We start from the raw sequence: 17,781 nt of genomic DNA, 5'->3' as shown, positions 1-17,781 counted from the left end.
GCGGTCGGGACGCTATGCCGCGGTCGCGGCAGCACCGCGCCGTCTAAGCAGCGACGCGGCCTCGTCATGCCCCGCACTTTCCATCAGTCGGACGGTGATATCCAGCCCGTCCTGCGCGGTGGTGCGGTTCTGGCCTTCGCTGGACGCCACGAGATCGACCAGCATCTCGCCGGCTTCACGCATCCGTTTCTCTGCCGCGTCGGCAATTCGCTTCTGGGTCGAGGCGATCGCCGCGGCGGTGGCGTGTTCCCGGCATTTGCCGAGGAAGTAGAGCAGCCCTTCGGCCTTGTCGACCGCAGCAGCCGGCGGGGGCTGGGCCGGTATCACCCGGCCGCTCCGGCCTCGGCGCGGCTCCGGCAGGCCCGCATCGAGCGCCAGCGGGACCTTGGCCAGGGTTTTCTCGACATTGGTCGAGGCTTCGGCCCGCAGGCCGAACAGCGAGCGCCCCCAGCGTCCGTCCTTGCGAATGCCGAATTCAGCCGTCATGCCGGTCGAGAATGCCACGAACCGATCGAACAGCTGGTAACAGGCCTTGGCCTCTTCCAGGGTCTGGGGCGGTTGTTTGAGGCGGGCCGCGAAATAGCCGGTATCGCCCAGGACGGCGTCACCGACGGCTGCCAGGTCCGTTTTCTGCACGACCAGGTCGTCATCGCGTCGCCCGATCCGCTTGACCACTCGGAATATCTGCCAGGGGTTCTCCAGCCGGCCCATGGTCAGCAGCAGGATCCACAAGGCCGCTTCGGCATTGCTCTCGTGCATCTCCTCGTGCAACTGCTTGGTGATCAGGGACAGGTCATCATCATAGTCCGCAATCCGCTCCGGCAGCTGCGCCATCGCGGCGGCTATCTGCTCGCTATTGTTCAGCAGGATGATTGCGTCGCTCAGCATCGCGCGACCTTCACTGCCGAAACGCTTGAGCAATGCCGTCATGTCCTTGGGTACACGGTCGGCCTTGTGCACGGCATCGGCCAGCGCCGCGCCGGCCTGACGGCGAAACTCGAACCAGATCGGGTCGGATTCCGGGCGTTTGCACTTCTTGGCGGTCTCGACCATGTCCTTGGCCAGATGGCGCCCCATCCAGCCCCAGATCTTGGACAGGTCCTCGGCCGAAAAGCGGAATTTCGACGGCGGGATCAGCGCGGAATCACCGACCAGCGGCCGCAGCGGGGCCAACACATAGGCCTTGGCCAGATCACCGGCGGGCGAGCGCAAGGCTTCCTCAAGTTCAGAAAATATGTTGTCGAGCGCCGCCGACGCCGGATCACTCGCGGCGGTCGCCTTGGTTGTGGCCCGCAACGCCGCCCGCATTTTTTCGGGCATGCTACGCCACAGCGCTTCGAGTTTGGCTCGCTGAGAAGGCGAGAGATTGGCCATGATCCAGAATACACAGTCTTTTGCTGTCGCTAGTCTTCACCCACTTCGGTTAATGAGCACTTAGCGACCAGTAGCCGGCAAGCCTATACGAGCCGCTAACCCGCCGAGTTCTGACCTCGACAGGCTGAGTTCTCCACCATAGGCTTTGGCCAGATCCGAAACAATCGCCAGACCAAGGCCCGAGCCCGGCGCCTGTTCGTCCAGCCGCACCCCGCGCTGCAAGGCGGCTTCGCACTCCTGCGGGTCGAGGCCCGGACCATCATCCTCGATTATGACAGCCAGCTCGCGAGCCGCGGTCCGCATGGCTTTTACATGCACTTCGCCACCCGACCACTTGCAGGCATTGTCCATCAGATTGCCGACCATTTCTTCCAGGTCCTGGCGCTCGCCCTTGAAGTTGAGGCCGTCCTCGGCTTCGAAAGTGATGCGTATCCCGCGTGCCGCATTGATCTTTTCCAGTGTACGCGCAAGGTCGCCGACGGTGGACGCGACCGGCGTCCTGGCACCAACAGCCTTGGCGTGGGCGGCCGCCCGGGCGCGGCGCAGATGATGTTCGACCTGTTCGGTCATTACACCGGTCTGACGCTCGACCATGTCGGCCAGCGCCCCTTGCGACGTCCGCGCCTCATTGGTCAGCACCGCGATCGGGGTTTTCAGGGCATGAGCCAGATTGCCAACATGCGTGCGCGATCGCTCGACCAGCTCGCGCGAATGGTCGAGCATGGCATTGAGCTCGTCGGCCAGGGGCTGGAGCTCGACCGGAAATTCGCCATCAACGCGCTCCTGATTGCCCTCGCGAACCTCTGCGACACTGGTCCGCATGCGCAGGACCGGCGCCAGGCCGATGCGGACCTGGAAGAAGACACCTGCGGCAATGGCAGTCGCGAAGCCCAGGAACATGATGCCGGAAGTGATCGCGAAATTGCGGACATCGCGGTCGGCGGTCTCGCGATCTTCGGCGGCCATCATGATGACCATGTCCGGTCGCGAAGGCAGTTGGACCGCCTGTCCTGTCAGCCGCAAGGGTTCGCCGCTGGGTCCTTTGGTATCAAAGGACATCACCTGACCGGGACTGGCCAGCAAAGAGGCCATCAGGGCGTCGGGCGGTGTCAGGGTCTCGTCCCACAGCGACCGGGACACGACCAGCGCCTGGTGTCCGCCGCCTTCCATGACCGGAGCATCGAAAATCTGCCAGTAGCGACCGGAGAACACCCGGTCATAAGCGGGGTCAGAGGGCCGACGGGCGAGCACGATGCCGCCGCCCGGATCGGTTTCAGCGGCCGCGACCAGAGCCTCGACGACACTGGACAACCGGTCGTCCATCGTGCGCAGGACCGAGCGCTGGTAAAGCGTGGTCAGGGCGATGGCGCCCAGAAGCAGGAGTGCCAGCGCCCAGGCAGCGGCGCCGGCAAACAGTCTGAAAGCAAGGGAGGCCCGGCGCTTCACGAAACCGGGCGCGCCACCGGATCAACCAGTCGATAGCCCAGCCCGCGCACGGTCTCGATCCGGTCGGTGCCGATCTTCTTGCGCAGACGGCCGACAAAAACCTCGATCGTATTGCTGTCGCGGTCGAAATCCTGGTCGTAAATGTGCTCGACCAGCTCGGTGCGCGAAATCACCCGGTCCTGGTGATGGGCCAGATAGGACAGCATGCGGAACTCGTGCGAGGTCACCTTCACCGGCGCGCCATCAATGAAGACGCGGGCGCCGCGGGTGTCGATGGACAGGCCGCCGCATTCAATCGTCGCCGTGGTGTGGCCGGCGGCACGGCGAGTCAGGGCGCGCATGCGGGCCAGCAATTCCTCGGTGTGGAATGGCTTGGTGAGATAATCATCGGCGCCGGCATCAAAGCCCGCCACCTTTTCCGACCAACGATCGCGCGCGGTCAGGATCAATACCGGGAAGTCACGCCCGGCCTGGCGCCAGCGTTCGAGGACGGTGACGCCGTCCATCTTGGGCAAGCCAAGATCCAGCACCACAACATCATAGGGTTCGGTGTCGCCCATGAAGTGACCGTCCTCGCCATCGACGGCTGCGTCGACGGCATAGCCGGCATCTTCGAGGGCCCGGCCAAGCTGGCGGTTCAGGTCCGGATCGTCTTCAACAACAAGCGCGCGCATGCACTCCCCCTATCGTTCAAACAGTATCTGCCCGGTCCGGGCATCGGCAACCACATCGACGCGGCGCCCCTCACGGGTGAGAATCTTGATCACATAGCGCGGCGACCCGCCGCCCTCGAGCTCGGCATCGAGCACGTCGGCGCCGGGATAGCGGCGACGCACTTCCGAGATCACCCGCAGCGCCGGCACCACATCACCCTGACGCCGGGCGTCACGGGCTTCAGGCGCGGTGTAGCGGTCCTGCAGGTTGGCATAGCCGGCCGGCTCCACGACTGCGGCGTCGTTTCCGTCGGCCCCGGCGGGGGCTGCGAAGACGCTCAGGGCGCCAGCAAGGATCAAAAGGTTTCTCAACATGACACTCACACTGACGGGCTCCCCCTGAACCCGTGCTGAACAACATACTACCAAAACATCACCGTCACGAATGCAGACCCTTGCGCGGATCATGGCCTTCCGGCGGCGACCATTTCTCCAGGAAGGCTTTCAGCGCCTCATCACTCGACGGCAGCGCCACCATCAGCCGGACCAGCTGGTCGCCGCGCTTGCCCTTGCTGCCAGCAAATCCCTTGCCACGCAGCCGCAGCAAGGTGCCCGTCGAGGATCCGGGCGGCACCCTTACATCGACAGCGCCATCGATCGTCGGGACCCGCACCTTGGCGCCCAGCGCCGCTTCCTTAAGGCTGATCGGCAGTTCCAGACGGACATCATCGCCAGCGCGCGAAAAGAATTTGTGTTCGGCGACCTTGATCTCGATCAGCGCATCGCCGGGCTCGCCGCCCATGGCCGAGCCCTCACCCTGGCCGCGCAGGCGCAATACCTGGCCGTCGCTGGCACCCGAGGGTACCGCGACATCGAGCGTGCGTCCGCCCGGCAGGCTGACCCGGTGCTTGCCGCCCTGGGCTGCCTGCATGAAATCAACGGTCACGGTCTGGCGCACATCGGCCCCCTTGCGCGGGGCCTGGCGCTGGCGCCCACCGCCGCCCTGGGCGCCGAAATCGGTGAACAGGTCGGAGAAGATATCCTCGAACCCGCCACGGCCCTGATGCCGTGACTGGCGGAAATTGAACGGCTTGCCACCGGGACCGCCGCCCATGCCACCCATCCCGCCCATGCCGGGATGAAAGCCGGCTCGCGCGGCGGCGTCGTACTCGGCCCGCTTTTCCGGGTCGGAGAGCAGTTTGAAGGCTTGCGAAACGTGTTTGAAACGCTCCTCGGCCGCCGCATTGCCGGGATTGGAATCCGGGTGCAGCTCCTTGGCCAGCTTGCGGTAAGCCTTGCGGATTTCGTCGGCGCTCGCCGTTTTGGAGACGCCGAGCGTCTTGTAGGGATCGTCCATACCCGTATTGCCTTGCCGGTAAAGCCTGTCGGCCTTGAAGGCCATGCATCATGTAAGCGGCTTTGCAGCCGATATCAAAGCACAGCTCACAGATCGACCTCAGCCTCTGCGGCCCAGCCCGGCCCGATACGCGTCGACAGCTGCGCAACACGAACGGTCAAATGGTCGGGCAGCGTCCCGAACGCCGCAACCAGTTCGCTGTCGGAAACGGTCAGGCCGGGGCTGGTGAGGTCGCCCAGCTGATGCACCACACCGGCCCCGTCCAGCTCGACCTGCCAGGCCTCGCCCGCCTCCCCCAGCGGCACGTCCGGCGCAGACCAGTCATCGCCGCCAATCCGGGTCTGGCGGATCCAGTCGACACGCAGTGCACCGGCGGTTCGACCAAGGACGAGATGGACCGGGGCCAGCGGTATAAGATCAGCAGCAACCGGCGGCACCTCGCGCCGGGTCGCGGCGTCATCGCTGGCTGGATAACCGGCTGCGACAGCCGTCAGCTCCAACGGCACACCGCGCTCGTTCGGTGCCAGGGTCATCGCCTGACAGGCCTCATCCAGCACCACAATGCGGGCACCGCTGGCGGCCGCTCGCGACACCCCATTGCCCAGGCCGCGCAACAGACCGGTCAGTCGATAGCGACCGGGCGCCAGCAACTCGGCACCGCTGAAAGCGATCACCTCCCAGTTGCCGGGCGTGGCTTCCACCGCGATCCGGTTGGCACCGTCCAGCACGGCGGCCGGGCCGGCACTGGCCAGTGTGCCCCAGTCCAGATCGAGCAGCACCGCATGGGCCCGGTCCCAGCGACCGATAGGGCCGGCAGACAGGTCCGCCGCCAGCCAGCCAAGGCGCGCCGGACGGGTCAGGGTCGCGGCGTGACGATCGAACAGGTGGACATCGACAGCGCCCGGCCATGACTGCGCCCAGGCGGCCACAAGGGGACCGTCCCGGCTCTCACCGGACTGGAGCGGCAGGTCGAGTACTTCCAGGGCCGGGCGCATTGCCGTGCCGGGCAGGGCCGGGTCTGCGCCGGTTTCACCTGCCGCGACGGTGACAGACTGCCCCGTCGGCTGGTGCAGGCGGGCCTGACGCACGGCGTCACCCTCCAGCGCCGCGACTTGCCAGGTCTCATCATCGACAACGACCCGGTCGCCAACCTCCACCGCCAGAAAAGCAGGCGGCAGGACCAGGTCGAGCCGCTCGGCCAGCGCATGAGCGGTGATCAGGCTGTCGCCACACCAGCGCCGGGCGGTGTCGGCATCAGCAATCACCGGCACGATCAGCGAGCGCGTCGCCACCGTCCCCATCGCGCCGCGGGCCGAAGCGTGGCCGGTGCGATAGCTGGCGCGGTCGTCGTAAAAGCCCAGAGCGATATCACGGACAAGGTCCAGCGGTGCGGGGTGGACGCGGGTGACGCTGTCCTCGCCCGTATCGACCGGGTCGGTCAGCGTCAGCGTATCGCCGCCGCTCTCCACCCCGGCGGAGACAAAGCGGACACTGTCGGCCCCCTCGAGGACGGAGACACCCAAAAGGTCGAGCAATGGCCCCAGCGCGTCGCGCGCCGGCATTGGCCTGTCCATCACATAGCCGGCGACCAGATCATGAGTGGCGGACACATCGCGTTCGGCCAGACCGGCCTCGTCGCAGAGCTCGTCGATGATGCGTGCGACCGGGACCAGGCCGGCGCGGCCATTGAGCCAGTGGCCCAGCCGCCAGTTCTCCCCGTCAGACCAGATTTCCGAGCGCGCCGGGAAGTCCGGCCAGGGCCGCGCATCGAAGGCCCAGACATGAGTCCATTCAGGCTCGATCATCGGGCCGCCATAAAGCGGCGAGACCGGATTGGCGGCCGGATCATCCCAGTGTGCCAGCAGGACTTCCAGATAGCGCCGCTGGATCAGGTCGTCGCGGACGCCGGTGGAGTGATGGGGCGGTGCACTTTCAGAACTTTTCGGGTCGATGAAGACATTGGGCTGGTTGGCGCCCTTGTCGACTGCCGGACAACCGATCTCGGTCAGCCAGATTGGTTTGGACTTCGGGACCCAGCCAGTCGGAGTGGCTGCACGCACGCCACCGGGCCGGTCGTGATGCGCATTCGACCACCAGCCAATCAAATCCTTGTAGCGCCAGACCCAGTCCTCGCCATGCGCTGCATCGCTGATCGGCGTGCGCAGCTGGGCATCACGGTCTTCCGGCGAGGCGTAATACCAGTCATGCCCCTCTCCGCCCGTCACCTGACTGGCCAGATAGCTCTTGTCATGCGGGCCGGACGCGAGAGCCGCGTCGAGATGATCATCGCCATCGCGCCAGTCGGCCAGCGGGATGTAAAAATCGATCGCCACAGCGTCGATCGCCGGGAGTGACCAGAGCGGGTCGAGATGGAATATCCTGGCGCCGCCGCCGCTTTGATGACCGTGATACTCGCTCCAGTCAGCCGCATAGGAGAGACGCGTCGACGGGCCGAGCAGGCTGCGCGCCTCGGTGGCCAGCGCACACAAGGCCGCGACCGCCGGATAGTTCTCACCGGCCCCGGCGGTGGTCAGCGCCACCATTTCCGAACCGATCAGGAAACCATCCACCCCGCCGGCCGCTGATGCCAGCGCGGCGCAATGCAGGATGAAACGCCGATAGCGCCACTCGTCCGGACCGGCATAGATCACCGCCCCGCCACTGACCGTGAAATCCGTCGCCTGCGCGGTTCCGAAGAAGGCGTCGACCTGAGCCGCAACGCTGCCCGCCCCGGGCCGGATACGGCCGCGCCAGGGATAGGCCGGCTGCCCGCTGCCGCCATCCGGGTCCGGCAGGGAATTGCCGTCAGCGATGTCCATCAGGATGAAAGGATAGAGCGTGACCTTGAAGCCGCGCGCCTTGAGCGCCCCGATCAGCGCCACAACACCGGCATCATCCGGCGTGCCGCCATAGACGGGACGGTCATCAATCCGGCCGACCAGCCAGGCCGTGTCGCGCTCGGCACCCGCCACGCGCCAGGCTGTCGGACGGGTCGCTGTGTCGCGATCCTCGACGCCGGGCCGGATCCGGCATTCACCACAGCGCAAATCATCGCCGAACCAGGCCAGCACGATCTGCACCGACCGGCAGGCCGGCAGATCGCGTTCCAGATCATCCAGCGCGGCCAGCACATCGCTCAGCCCGCGGGCATTATTGCGATTGACCGGTGTCTCCGCGCCCGGCCCCTGCAGACGCATGACCGGATCGGGGTTGAGCGCGAACTCGCCGCAGCCGGGGATCAGGTTGACGCCGCGCACCTGCCGCTCCAGCCCATCCGACCCGACACCGCGGAACACCTCCACGGAGAGGTTTGGCAGGCGATGCCCGAATTCATCCAGCGGCAGGTCTTCGAGCACCAGATAGGCGGTGCCGCGAAATCCCGGCGCGTCAGGGCCTTCAATGGCAGTGATCAACGGGTCGGGCAGTTGGTCGGCGCGGCCAGCATGCCAGCGCACCGGATAGCGTGACTGGTCGAGCAGCGCCCCATTGGCCCATATCCGCCCGATGCCGGAAATCTCGCCTTCACACAGCCCGACCGCAAAAGAGATTGAATAGGTGAAGCCTGTCTCCTTCGGTCCGGACTTGCCGCCGCCGGACGTCTGCGCGTGCTCGGTAAAACGCGCGGCCCAGATCACCTGGCCGGCCAGACGGGCCCGGCCCCAGACCTGGGGCATGGCCGCGCCATCGGTGGAGGTCTGGACCGGCAGTTCCAAAAGGCGCGGGCCCTCGCGTCCGGGCAGAAGCGAATTGAGGGCGACACCGGCCGCAATCCGCCCCAGCGTCGGCAGGGCAGCGCGGGCCGCGCCCAAGGCGACGCGGCCGGCGGTCAGGACAAGTTGGGCCATGTCATCTCCTCAACAGGTTCGGCAGGGGGCAGGTCGGGAAAGGCGAAGGCGGCGACCAGACGGCGGCGCCACCAGGGTGTCAGCGCCGTCTCGACCACACTGCGCCGCCAATAGGCATGAATGATCCGGTCGCGCTGCGACAGCACCGCGCAATGACGCGCTGTGCCGCCCGGACGGTCGGCAAACAGAAGGACGTCTCCCGGGCGCGGACTGGCCTTGTCGATCTCGGTAAAGTGCGTCCCGACTGCTTCCATCAAAGCCGCGGCCAGCGGTGTCCCGGCGACATCGGGGCCATAGGGCGGGACGGTCTGCGGTTCCTCGCCGTAAAGCGTCCGCCAGATCCCGCGAATGAGGCCCAGGCAGTCACAGCCCGCGCCCAGGCAACTGGCCTGGTGACCATAGGGCGTGCCGATCCAGCGCCGCGCTTCGGCCAGCGCCCGAACACGGGCCCGGTCGCGGGCGGTGGCGCGAGCGCCAACGCGCTTGGACCGCCTCATCCGCCCAGCCCCCGGGAAGAACCGTCGCGGACCGGCTCGCTGGCTGGCGAGGCCTGCAGCACATCATTGCCGACCATGTGCGGGAAGCCGCGAAAATTGAGCGTGTTGGCGAAACGGTCGCGGCAGGTGGTGAAGGCCTGGTCACAGCCCAGCGCAAAGCCGGGATGACCGCCATCCACGCCGCACCGCCCATCTCCCAGCACCGCGTCACAACGACGGGCAAAGACCCGGCCGCAAACCCGGCCCAGACGATGGGCGAGCCCCAGAAGCTCGGCCTCGAACCGGCCATCGACGCGGCGGATCTCGCCCAGCTCGCCCTGCCCGGTCTTCACACCGAGTGGCGGATCGCTGGCCCAGTCGACGCGCCAGCTTTCGACCCGCGCACCGGACCAAAGCCCGCCTTCCAGATCGTCGCGCCGCAGGACATCGTCATCGAGCGCGCCGACCAGGCCGCCCTGATCCGGTGCCAGACCGGTTTCCGCCGCGACATCGCTGCCACCAAATCCACTTCCGGCGCGGCAGGTCACGCCGTCGACCATCAGATCATGGTCGTGATCGGTAAAGCCGAAGCGCGCCGCATCGGAGCGGGTCACGATCCAGCAATCGCACAGTGTGGTGACGCCCTCATCGAGCGCCGCCTGGATGGATGCAGGCACGTTTTTCATGATCACCTCCGGCGTTCTTTGGGGCCGTGTTCAGGCTCTGATTTCGATCAGGGGGATGGAGAGCGCCGAGGCGGCGCCGGGCTCGTCGAGGGCGAGGTCGAGCCGCTCGCTGGCAAAGCGCACCGGCACGTCAAAGGCAAAGCCAGCCGTGATCGCCTGCCCGGGTCCTGGCGGGTCCGTCAGCGTGACCAGGCCGGTTGCCGGATCGAGGCTGAAGTCAAGCGTTTCCACGCCGTCTACGGCCAGCCGGACCGAGCCCTCGACCGGCTTGGTGATGGTGCGGGTCCACGCCTCGCCGCCGCTCTCATAATGCTTGACCAGCTGGAACTGGGTCGCGGTGCCGTCACCGGTGCCGATTAATTGATCGGACGGATCCGGGGCCTGGTCGGGCGCGGCGGAGCGATTGTCGAACGGATCGCGAAAGCGAAACCCGTGCAATGGCCCGCGCCGCGCCTCGAAGAATTCGATCAGCGTGTGGATATCGGTCAGCGAGCGCACGCCCGGCCCGGCATCATAGCGGCGGCGACTATCGGCCCAGGGCGTGTTGCGTTGCTCGCGGCCGGAGACCAGCGGCACGATCTCGGTGCGCCGCTCCGGCCCGCCACTGGCGCCGACGGAAACCGAGAAGGGGAAGCGGACCTCGTGAAACACACTCATGACCAGCGCCTCCCCTCATCCACCGCCCGCGCCAAGGAACGGGCGATCCGGCCTCGCGATTGCGCAATGGCGCGTTCGCTGCTGGCGCTTGATCCCGGCGGCAGGGTCAGGTGGATATGGACGGTCTGGCTTCCACCACCGCTGCCAGACGGGCTGACCTGACCGGCCACGCCCGGCGTGAAGAGTTCGGGACCGCGCTCACCAACCAGATAGGCGCCGCCCGGCTGCACCGGCCCGCCCTCGGCGCGAGCGCCATCCGGCGTGATCGCCCCCAGCGCCCGGTCGATCAGCCCGGCCAGCGGGCGTTCGATCACCTGCTGGGCGGCCAGTCGTGCGAGGTCCGCCAGGATCGCCTCGGTCATGCGCGAAAAATCCGCCTCGCCGGAGCGGGCCGCCCGACCAAGCGCCTGCTCGATCCGGCTGCCGGCGCGCTCGAAAGCGGTCTCCAATGCCTCGGCAGCGCGTTGGCCCGCTCCGTCGGCAAAATCCTCCAGCGGGGTATCAGGACGGGGTGAGGTCATGGCTGTGCCTCCTCTGTTGTGTCCGCAAATTCGGGATCAGGAAAACGGGCTCGCAGCGCCTCCAGCTCGGCCCGGTCGAGCGGGGCCTGGCCGCCGGGTGCTGTCAGGGCGCGCCATTCGACCAGCGACAGGCGCCAGACCTGTTCGGGCACCAGTCCCAGGGCGAGCCCGGTACGCAGGACCAGCGCCCAGTTCATGGCGCGCTGCCAAGGTCGAGACAGTCAGCCACCGCCGCGGCGGTCTCGCCGATATCGATCGGGGCGGCCTTCAGCTCATCCAGGCTGATCACCTCGCCGCCGCCGCGCGCCAGCACTTCGACGATCTGCAACAGGCGTCCGGCGCCCAGCGCCTCGCCGGGTGGACAGAGCGCTTCGATTTCTGCCAGCGCACCGAGGGTGAGGCAGAGCGTCAACGTGCGCTCACCGATGACGAGTTCGACCTCACCGCGTTGCCGGTTGGCCATCTCAGAGCGCTGCAAAGACCAGCGGTCCGGCCGAGGCCAGGCTCATCGACCACGTCGCCTCGCCATCATGCCGACCGGCATAGTCCAGCGCTGCCACCTGGAAAGCCCCGGTCAGCGTGCCGAAATCGGGGATGACCAGCTGCCAGCTGTCGCAAGAGCGGTCGAAAAAGGCCTGCCGGATCCGCGCATCGGCGGCTGCATCGACAAACACGCCCGAGCCGGACACGGCGCAGGTCTTCAAGCCCGCCCCGTCCATCAGCTCACGCCAGCCGCCGACACTGTCGGCATGGGTCACATCGACCAGACGGGCATTGAGCGAAATCGTTTTCAACCGCAGGCCAGCGGCCGCGGTGAAGACCGGCGGATCACCGCCATCACCGATACGGATCAGGATATCGCGGCCGGATTGGACACTCATGGCAGGGCTCCTTTTTGTGAGGATTGGGCGGCGGCCCGGCCTGAAAGCGGGCACAAAAAAACCGCCCGGGTGGGGCGGTTTGGTGGGGGTTTTTCTTGGGCCGCGAATTGGCTGGGTCAGGCTCAGCGTTCGGCCTGGGTTTGATGTTTTTCATACATGACGAGGCGCGCCACAACCAGTTTAGCGGTTGAAGCCTTCGCGGCGATTTGTGCCTTCGATACGCATCGTCTGCTTCCTTGTTGAGCGTGTCCTGTTTACCCGATTTGCCGGGGCAGGTCCATATGACGGCACGCTAGACCAGCCAGCTTGCCTCGCCGTAAATCGCGCCGCCCGAACCAACTATATAGGCAGGAATTGCGCCATTTTCATGCCAGTCCACCCCCCACCACCGCCCGCAGGCGCAGCAGGCCGCGTTTCAACCGCCGCTCGCGCGTCGCAAAGACGTCGCGATAGGCGGGGGTGAGTGTGATCAGGCGCCAGGGCTCGGGCAGGTCGGGCAGCGCCGCAGCCGTGACACTGTCGGCCAGGGCGTCGAGCACCGGTCCAGGCTCACCATCGCGATACCAGACATCCAGCCCGAGCCGGACTTCCAGCAGGCGGACACCGTCGGCACCGCTCTCATGGGTCTCGATGCGGCCCCAGCTGGCATGCGGGAAGGCGGCGCGGGTCGAGCGCTCGTCATAAAGGCGGATCGGATCACCCAGCAGGATCATCACCACCGGGTCGCTGGCAAACTGCGCTGTCAGGGCTTCGCGCAAGGCCTCCACCGGAGACGTCACGGGGCCGCTCACAACATCACCGGACGGTAAGGCGCGATCAGCGCCGCCACGCCGGGCGGCATGGCACTGGCGCCATGGGTTTCAGCCAGATGGACGGTGAGCTGGAGAATGGCTTCGCGCAGCGGCGCCGGCACATCGTCGGGCGTGTCGCCATAGCCACAGCGAAAGCGGATCTCGATCCCAGCCGCCGCCCGGCCCGGCAGCGGCCAGCTCTGTTCCGGCCTCAGGACCAGCCGCCCCGGATCGCTCAACGTGTCGACAAAAAACGCCGCCGGATCGATCTCCGACGGCGCATCATCCAGCCCGTAAACTGTGACCGCCTCCAGCGCGATCAGAGGCGGTTTCAACAGGCGAAACCGCGTCCCGAACGCCGACAGACGCCCCTCGCCCCACCACACATCGCGCCGTTCCAGCCAGGTCTGCGCGAGACACGCCCGGCCCGTATCCCGCTCGACACGCGCCCGCGCCGTTTGTATCCAGTGGTTGATCGCGTCATCCTGCGACGCATCCGCCACCCGCAGGCGAGCCTTGGCTTCGGACAGGCTGACAGGCTCCGCGGAGGGCGGAGTGAGGAGAGTGAGGGACATGGGGGGAAACTCCGGGAGTGAGAGAGAAGGTTGGGCGCCGGGCGCCGTGACGGCGTTTGTGGTCGAGGTGATTGCGCATGCAATAGGCACAGCCGTGGCGGCCTTTGCCCTAGCCCTCGCTACGCGATCAGCAATCGCGAACGGATCCGGCGATCTGATCGCCGCCTGCCTGCCATTTGGCCTGCCTGTGGCTTTCCTGCTCAGCTTCTTGGTCCGCGTGCCAACAAGACGGAATTTGCGGAAGCGGTTCGGACTGTCGGCAAGGACCATGTCTTTTCAGCACGCGATGGGCGGCATAATTCTTCGCCGCCAATCGCTTGAGCGAAACCCTTTGCCAGAATGGGGTCCACAAGGAGCGGGTGTTTACCTGCCAGGCGTTGGCTACCACTATGCCTTGCAGATTGGATGCGTCTGCCTTGTCCTGGTCGGCATATTGGTGAACCCGGTATGGAAGCAGGGGCTGGGTCGGCTCTTCGCGGAACCCATGGCCCTTGTGATCATGACGCCCCTGCTCGCAATTCCCGGCCTAGTCTCTCTTGTTTTCCCTTGGCTTATGTTCACCCGTTGGGACAAGCCGGAACTAATTGCCGGCGGAGAAGGAGAGTGAGGTACATGGGGGGAAACTCCGGGAGTGATAGAAAAGCCAATCGGCGCATGAAGCTCGATCAAAGCGACTTTATTCGACTGCTTGTTCTGGTCGTTGTGCCGTTCGCGAGCTTGTTGCTGATGCCAGTCGGGCTACCTCAGGCCGGCCCATTGATCTGGGTCGGCGCGGCCGTGATCTGGGTGCCGCTGGCCGCCATCTCGTGCTGGTTCCAAGCCTACCCGCTCCTCGTCCTGTGGACACTGATGACCCAGCGACGCTGGGTCGATAGTGATCTGGACGACCGCATTGCCGCGAGCTTTAACCTGCCAGGTAATGCCGACCCGCGCCGCAGCGCAGACTGAGCCATAAATCCCTTGTCAGCCAGCAGGCCGTATCCGGCAAGGGATGTATGGCGGGGTGAGCGCTGGGGGCGCCCACGTCAACCACACCATTCAAACACTTGTCATCCCCGCGGGATGTCCGGCAAAAGCCGGACGCACGGCGGGGACCTAACTCTTTGCAATCACATAGGTCCCTGACTTTCGCCCGGCCTTCGCCGGGCGTCCATCAGGGATGACAAAAAGATTCCCGGCCTCAGCTCACACCAAACTTCAGCAGCTTGATCGCTTCGAAGTCCTGCACCCCGCCGCCGACGCGTTTGGTGGTGTAGAAGAGGACATAGGGTTTGGCGCTGAACGGGTCGCGCAGGACTTCGACGCCCTGGCGGTCGAGCACCAGATAGCCGCGGGCGAAATCGCCGAAGGCGATCGAGGCGCTGTCGGTGCCGATATCGGGCATGTCCTCGGCCTCGGTGACCGGATAGCCGAGCAAGGTCGAGGTCGCGCCCTCGCCCAGCGCCGGCTGCCAGAGATAATTGCCGTCGGCATCCTTGAAACGGCGCACGGCGGAGACGGTCTGGCGGTTCATCACGAAACGGCCCTTGGCGCGATAGGCGGTCTTGGGCGCGTAGATGAGATCGATCAGCGCGTCGGCCGGATCGTCGGCGTCGAATCCACCCGCCGTGCCTGTGGCAACATAGCCGAGCTCGCCCCAGGCCTGTGTGCCCTCGGCGACCGCCGTATAGTCCAGCAGGCCGCGCGGCTTGTTGATGCCGTCACCGGAGATAAAGGCGGCGCTTTCCTGGGCGGCGAAGACGTCGCGGACCTCCTCCGCCAGCCAGTCCTCGACATCGACCATGGCATCATCGAGCAATTGCTGGGTTGCCGCCGGCATGGCGTAGAGCTCGGCGGCGGGAAACTCGATCAGTTCCAGGCTCGGCGCATCGGTTTCGGGACGGGCGGCCGTCTCGGACACCCAACCGGTCGCCGCTCCGCCGCGCGAAACCGGCTTGCGAAACGTGCCGGACGCGGTCTGGCGCACCGTGGCGATGGCGCGAATGGGTGAGGCCTCGGCCAGCAGCCGGTCGATCCGGGCTTCGGTCTCGGCCGGTACGACATGACCGCCCTCACCGGGCGTGCCAGCTGTGGCGGACTTGCCCTCGGCCAGCTGACCGCTGCGCATATAGGCGGCAAAGCCCGCCGAGGCCGCCGACCTGTCGGCACCCGGAGCGAGACCCGGACGCCCCGCTTCATGGACGAGACGGTCGAGGGCGGATTTCTGGCTGTCGAGCGCCTTGTCGATACGCGCGACCTTGTCTTCCAGCAGCACATCGGCAGCGGCCCGCGTCTCGATCTCGGCGAGACGCTGGTCATTGGCCTGTTTGAACTGTTCGAAGGCGGCCAACAGCTCGCCCATCACCGCGCGGCTGTCACCGGTCGCGGCTGTCATCTTGGTTTCCTTGCTCATGGATACTCCTGGGTTGGCAAAGGGTGGAAAGTCAGGCGGCGACGCGGTCGCTCGCCGCAGCCACAAGACGCAGGCGCGCTTGCGGCAGCATGGGGAAGGTCACGATGGAGACCTCCCAGAGATCGATGGCAGTCAGCACCCGGCCACGCACCTCTCGCGGCGTGGCGGCGCGGGTGCGAAAACCGATGGAAAGCCCGTCCACCGCGCCGCGCCGGACCAGCGCCGCCGTGGCCCGGCCCCGGGCCCCGGAGGTCAGGATCTCGCCGCGCACATGCAGGCCGCGCGCGTCCTCGGTGATCGAGGTCCACACGCCGACCGGCTCGGACGGATCATGCTGGAACAACATGGGGATGGTGCGACGGGTAGCGAGCGAAGCGGCAAAGGCGCCACGCGCCACCACATCGCCGCCAAGGTCAGCCAGCCCGAACAGGCTCGCATGACCCTCGATGACGAGGGTGTCGGTCATGAGGGGACTCCGGGTTTTGGGGGGGGAAATGACGATTTGCTTGTCATCCCTGATGGATGCCCGGCGAAGGCCGGGCGCAAGTCAGGGACCTATGTGGTTGCAGGCAGTGAGGTCCCCGCCCTGCGTCCCGCCTGCGCGGGACATCCGGCGGGGATGACGGTGGTTTGTGGTGTTGGGTTTGTGTTTGAAATCTGAGCGCCGACGGCGCGCAATCAGCCATGGATCACTTGTCAGCCAGCAGGCCGCATCCGGTTTTCCAGCTCAAGGGTGAAACCGCGCAGCGGCGCTTCGCCCTCACGTCAAAATCACTCCTCCATCCGCCGCTCGATCCGCACCAGGCTTTCGCGGGCCAGGCGCATCTCGGCTTCCAGCCTGGCCAGCCTTTCGGCCAGCGGGCTGGCGCGGTCGCTGACATGTTCGAGCTGGTCGAGGCGTTCGCCGACGCGGCCGGACCAGATCAGGGCGCCGGAGGTCTGCAGGAGGATGGCGAAGATCAGGCCGAGGGTGACCTGTTTCTGCATCGTCCAGGTGTCGATCTCACGCATGGCCCGCCTCCCGGCTCTCCTCGAGCGCGGTGAAGTCGGGCTGTATCTGGAGGTCGGGCGCTGACCAGGGGCGCAGCCAGACGCTCAGGGCGCGGGCCATTTTCATCACCAGCGGGCGCACGGTCTGGCGCAGGAAGGCGGCATTGGCCTCGGCGTAATTGGCATGGGTATTGTCACCCGGCAGGCCCAAGAGGAGCGGTGGAACACCCAGCCCCAGCGCGATCTCGCGCGCGGCCTCGCGGCGGGCGGTGGTGAAATCCATCTCGGCGGGGCTCAGCGCCATCGGCGTCCAGTCGAGCCCGCCTTCCAGCAACAAGGGCCGTCCGGCATTGGCGGCCCCGGTATGGCTGGCTTCAAGCTCGGCCTTCAAGCGCTCGAACTGGTCCGGTGAAAGCTGCCCGTTCTCGCCCTTGAAGACCAGCGCCCCGGAAGGCCGCGCCGCATTGTCGAGCAGGGCCCGTGCCCAGTCCGAGCCGACGGTGTGCAGATCCAGCGCCCGGCCCACGGCTTCCAGCGGTGACAGGCCGTAATGATCATCGCCGGGATGAAAGAGGCGGATGTGGAAAACCGGGCTGCGGCCGGACACCCGGTCGCGCTGGAAGCGGCGCTTTCGGCCCGCCGCGGCATACTCCCAGCCATCCGGCCAACCGGTCGGCCCGGCCAGCACCCGCATGCGATCCGGCCGCAAAAGATGGAGGGCGCGCGGCTCGTCGGCGAGGCTGGCAAGTTCGAGATAGGCATTTCCCGCCAGCTGTAGATAACCATAGAGACTTTCCCACAATTCCGGCCCGGACTGGTCCGGATTGGGCATGTCGAGCAAGCGGGTCATGGCGGTGTCGGACGCGGCGAGCGGCACCGAGGCGGCGGCCTCCGCGGTCAACCGGACACAGCGATGGACAATGGCATTGCGGGCATAACCGGCCTGCATCATCGCCGGCAAGGCGCGGGGCGACCAGGCCGACCGCGTCCCCGCCGTCAGGGCGATCAGACGGCTGGACAAAGCCGATTTTTCCTCCCGGCCAAACAGCCGGTCGAGCCAGTGGGGCATGGTGGGCTCCTTTTGGTTGATGTCAGGATTGCAGGCACAAAAAAGCCCCGCTTGGCGGGGCTGATTTG

The 17,781-nt window shown here is 66.5% G+C and carries 20 protein-coding genes; 1 reads left to right on the top strand and 19 read right to left on the bottom strand.

What is annotated here, in order from left to right; translation table 11 throughout:
- Positions 1–12 precede the first annotated feature (12 nt).
- From ACN0X9_RS11715 to ACN0X9_RS11645, 15 genes are all read right to left on the bottom strand, one after another.
- Positions 13–1,320 (bottom strand): hypothetical protein, encoded by a 1,308-nt coding sequence (locus ACN0X9_RS11715; RefSeq protein ID WP_417487758.1) that lies wholly within the window; start codon positions 1,318–1,320, stop codon positions 13–15.
- Between the two features lie 114 nt (positions 1,321–1,434).
- Positions 1,435–2,820, bottom strand: coding sequence for a sensor histidine kinase (locus ACN0X9_RS11710; protein WP_417487757.1), 1,386 nt, complete (start codon positions 2,818–2,820; stop codon positions 1,435–1,437).
- A complete protein-coding gene (locus ACN0X9_RS11705) occupies positions 2,817–3,494 on the bottom strand; it encodes a response regulator transcription factor (protein WP_011642876.1) in 678 nt (225 codons plus the stop codon). Before ACN0X9_RS11705 ends, ACN0X9_RS11710 begins: the two co-directional genes overlap by 4 nt.
- Positions 3,495–3,503: 9 nt before the next feature.
- A complete protein-coding gene (locus ACN0X9_RS11700) occupies positions 3,504–3,848 on the bottom strand; it encodes a PepSY domain-containing protein (protein WP_417487756.1) in 345 nt (114 codons plus the stop codon).
- Between the two features lie 64 nt (positions 3,849–3,912).
- The gene (locus ACN0X9_RS11695; RefSeq protein WP_417487755.1) at positions 3,913–4,875 is read right to left on the bottom strand and encodes a DnaJ C-terminal domain-containing protein; all 963 of its coding nucleotides are present in this window, start codon (positions 4,873–4,875) and stop codon (positions 3,913–3,915) included.
- Positions 4,876–4,916: 41 nt separating this feature from the next.
- A complete protein-coding gene (locus ACN0X9_RS11690) occupies positions 4,917–8,675 on the bottom strand; it encodes a baseplate multidomain protein megatron (RefSeq protein ID WP_417487754.1) in 3,759 nt (1,252 codons plus the stop codon).
- The gene (locus ACN0X9_RS11685; protein ID WP_417487753.1) at positions 8,657–9,172 is read right to left on the bottom strand and encodes an NlpC/P60 family protein; all 516 of its coding nucleotides are present in this window, start codon (positions 9,170–9,172) and stop codon (positions 8,657–8,659) included. Before ACN0X9_RS11685 ends, ACN0X9_RS11690 begins: the two co-directional genes overlap by 19 nt.
- A complete protein-coding gene (locus tag ACN0X9_RS11680) occupies positions 9,169–9,837 on the bottom strand; it encodes a DUF2163 domain-containing protein (protein WP_417487752.1) in 669 nt (222 codons plus the stop codon). Before ACN0X9_RS11680 ends, ACN0X9_RS11685 begins: the two co-directional genes overlap by 4 nt.
- 30 nt (positions 9,838–9,867) lie before the next feature.
- Positions 9,868–10,494 carry a TIGR02217 family protein gene (locus ACN0X9_RS11675; RefSeq protein WP_417487751.1) on the bottom strand — a complete coding sequence of 209 codons (627 nt, stop codon included), beginning with the start codon at positions 10,492–10,494 and terminating at the stop codon, positions 9,868–9,870.
- The gene (locus tag ACN0X9_RS11670) at positions 10,491–11,015 is read right to left on the bottom strand and encodes a phage tail tape measure C-terminal domain-containing protein (protein ID WP_417487750.1); all 525 of its coding nucleotides are present in this window, start codon (positions 11,013–11,015) and stop codon (positions 10,491–10,493) included. Before ACN0X9_RS11670 ends, ACN0X9_RS11675 begins: the two co-directional genes overlap by 4 nt.
- Positions 11,012–11,212, bottom strand: a complete 201-nt coding sequence (locus ACN0X9_RS11665; protein WP_417487749.1) for a phage tail assembly chaperone — start codon at positions 11,210–11,212, stop codon at positions 11,012–11,014. Before ACN0X9_RS11665 ends, ACN0X9_RS11670 begins: the two co-directional genes overlap by 4 nt.
- Positions 11,209–11,478, bottom strand: coding sequence for a GTA-gp10 family protein (locus ACN0X9_RS11660; protein ID WP_417487748.1), 270 nt, complete (start codon positions 11,476–11,478; stop codon positions 11,209–11,211). Before ACN0X9_RS11660 ends, ACN0X9_RS11665 begins: the two co-directional genes overlap by 4 nt.
- Position 11,479: 1 nt before the next feature.
- Positions 11,480–11,896 (bottom strand): phage major tail protein, TP901-1 family, encoded by a 417-nt coding sequence (locus tag ACN0X9_RS11655; RefSeq protein ID WP_417487747.1) that lies wholly within the window; start codon positions 11,894–11,896, stop codon positions 11,480–11,482.
- A 365-nt stretch (positions 11,897–12,261) separates the two neighbouring features.
- Positions 12,262–12,675 carry a DUF3168 domain-containing protein gene (locus ACN0X9_RS11650; RefSeq protein WP_417487746.1) on the bottom strand — a complete coding sequence of 138 codons (414 nt, stop codon included), beginning with the start codon at positions 12,673–12,675 and terminating at the stop codon, positions 12,262–12,264.
- Positions 12,676–12,683: 8 nt separating this feature from the next.
- Positions 12,684–13,262, bottom strand: coding sequence for a head-tail connector protein (locus ACN0X9_RS11645; protein ID WP_417487745.1), 579 nt, complete (start codon positions 13,260–13,262; stop codon positions 12,684–12,686).
- Positions 13,263–13,916: 654 nt separating this feature from the next.
- Between ACN0X9_RS11645 and ACN0X9_RS11640 the strand changes: the two genes are divergently transcribed.
- Positions 13,917–14,210 (top strand): hypothetical protein, encoded by a 294-nt coding sequence (locus ACN0X9_RS11640; protein ID WP_417487744.1) that lies wholly within the window; start codon positions 13,917–13,919, stop codon positions 14,208–14,210.
- A 232-nt stretch (positions 14,211–14,442) separates the two neighbouring features.
- On the opposite strand, the gene ACN0X9_RS11635 is transcribed toward ACN0X9_RS11640, so the two are convergent.
- The 4 genes from ACN0X9_RS11635 to ACN0X9_RS11620 form a co-directional block, all read right to left on the bottom strand.
- Positions 14,443–15,654 carry a phage major capsid protein gene (locus ACN0X9_RS11635; RefSeq protein ID WP_417487743.1) on the bottom strand — a complete coding sequence of 404 codons (1,212 nt, stop codon included), beginning with the start codon at positions 15,652–15,654 and terminating at the stop codon, positions 14,443–14,445.
- Positions 15,655–15,685: 31 nt separating this feature from the next.
- Entirely contained in the window at positions 15,686–16,120 is a 435-nt protein-coding gene (locus ACN0X9_RS11630; RefSeq protein ID WP_417487742.1) for an HK97 family phage prohead protease, read from the bottom strand.
- A 305-nt stretch (positions 16,121–16,425) separates the two neighbouring features.
- Positions 16,426–16,665, bottom strand: coding sequence for a hypothetical protein (locus ACN0X9_RS11625; protein WP_417487741.1), 240 nt, complete (start codon positions 16,663–16,665; stop codon positions 16,426–16,428).
- On the bottom strand, positions 16,658–17,713 hold the full coding sequence (locus ACN0X9_RS11620) for a phage portal protein (RefSeq protein WP_417487740.1): 1,056 nt from the start codon (positions 17,711–17,713) through the stop codon (positions 16,658–16,660). The genes ACN0X9_RS11625 and ACN0X9_RS11620 overlap by 8 nt, the downstream gene beginning before the upstream one ends.
- Positions 17,714–17,781 lie beyond the last annotated feature (68 nt).

It is taken from the genome of Maricaulis sp., from assembly GCF_048268525.1.
Classification (GTDB): domain Bacteria; phylum Pseudomonadota; class Alphaproteobacteria; order Caulobacterales; family Maricaulaceae; genus Maricaulis.
This window is presented reverse-complemented; position numbering and strand designations above follow the sequence as displayed.

Excerpts from the sequence above, each read along its gene's own strand:
- ACN0X9_RS11700 (WP_417487756.1), bottom strand. The coding sequence starts at position 3,848 with ATGTTGAGAAACCTTTTGATCCTTGCTGGCGCCCTGAGCGTCTTCGCA.
- ACN0X9_RS11645 (WP_417487745.1), bottom strand. The coding sequence starts at position 13,262 with ATGTCCCTCACTCTCCTCACTCCGCCCTCCGCGGAGCCTGTCAGCCTG.
- ACN0X9_RS11695 (WP_417487755.1), bottom strand. The coding sequence starts at position 4,875 with ATGGCCTTCAAGGCCGACAGGCTTTACCGGCAAGGCAATACGGGTATG.
- ACN0X9_RS11685 (WP_417487753.1), bottom strand. The coding sequence starts at position 9,172 with ATGAGGCGGTCCAAGCGCGTTGGCGCTCGCGCCACCGCCCGCGACCGG.
- ACN0X9_RS11660 (WP_417487748.1), bottom strand. The coding sequence starts at position 11,478 with ATGGCCAACCGGCAACGCGGTGAGGTCGAACTCGTCATCGGTGAGCGC.
- ACN0X9_RS11665 (WP_417487749.1), bottom strand. The coding sequence starts at position 11,212 with ATGAACTGGGCGCTGGTCCTGCGTACCGGGCTCGCCCTGGGACTGGTG.
- ACN0X9_RS11620 (WP_417487740.1), bottom strand. The coding sequence starts at position 17,713 with ATGCCCCACTGGCTCGACCGGCTGTTTGGCCGGGAGGAAAAATCGGCT.
- ACN0X9_RS11675 (WP_417487751.1), bottom strand. The coding sequence starts at position 10,494 with ATGAGTGTGTTTCACGAGGTCCGCTTCCCCTTCTCGGTTTCCGTCGGC.
- ACN0X9_RS11640 (WP_417487744.1), top strand. The coding sequence starts at position 13,917 with ATGAAGCTCGATCAAAGCGACTTTATTCGACTGCTTGTTCTGGTCGTT.
- ACN0X9_RS11680 (WP_417487752.1), bottom strand. The coding sequence starts at position 9,837 with ATGAAAAACGTGCCTGCATCCATCCAGGCGGCGCTCGATGAGGGCGTC.
- ACN0X9_RS11670 (WP_417487750.1), bottom strand. The coding sequence starts at position 11,015 with ATGACCTCACCCCGTCCTGATACCCCGCTGGAGGATTTTGCCGACGGA.
- ACN0X9_RS11655 (WP_417487747.1), bottom strand. The coding sequence starts at position 11,896 with ATGAGTGTCCAATCCGGCCGCGATATCCTGATCCGTATCGGTGATGGC.
- ACN0X9_RS11705 (WP_011642876.1), bottom strand. The coding sequence starts at position 3,494 with ATGCGCGCGCTTGTTGTTGAAGACGATCCGGACCTGAACCGCCAGCTT.
- ACN0X9_RS11715 (WP_417487758.1), bottom strand. The coding sequence starts at position 1,320 with ATGCCCGAAAAAATGCGGGCGGCGTTGCGGGCCACAACCAAGGCGACC.
- ACN0X9_RS11630 (WP_417487742.1), bottom strand. The coding sequence starts at position 16,120 with ATGACCGACACCCTCGTCATCGAGGGTCATGCGAGCCTGTTCGGGCTG.
- ACN0X9_RS11690 (WP_417487754.1), bottom strand. The coding sequence starts at position 8,675 with ATGGCCCAACTTGTCCTGACCGCCGGCCGCGTCGCCTTGGGCGCGGCC.
- ACN0X9_RS11625 (WP_417487741.1), bottom strand. The coding sequence starts at position 16,665 with ATGCGTGAGATCGACACCTGGACGATGCAGAAACAGGTCACCCTCGGC.
- ACN0X9_RS11635 (WP_417487743.1), bottom strand. The coding sequence starts at position 15,654 with ATGAGCAAGGAAACCAAGATGACAGCCGCGACCGGTGACAGCCGCGCG.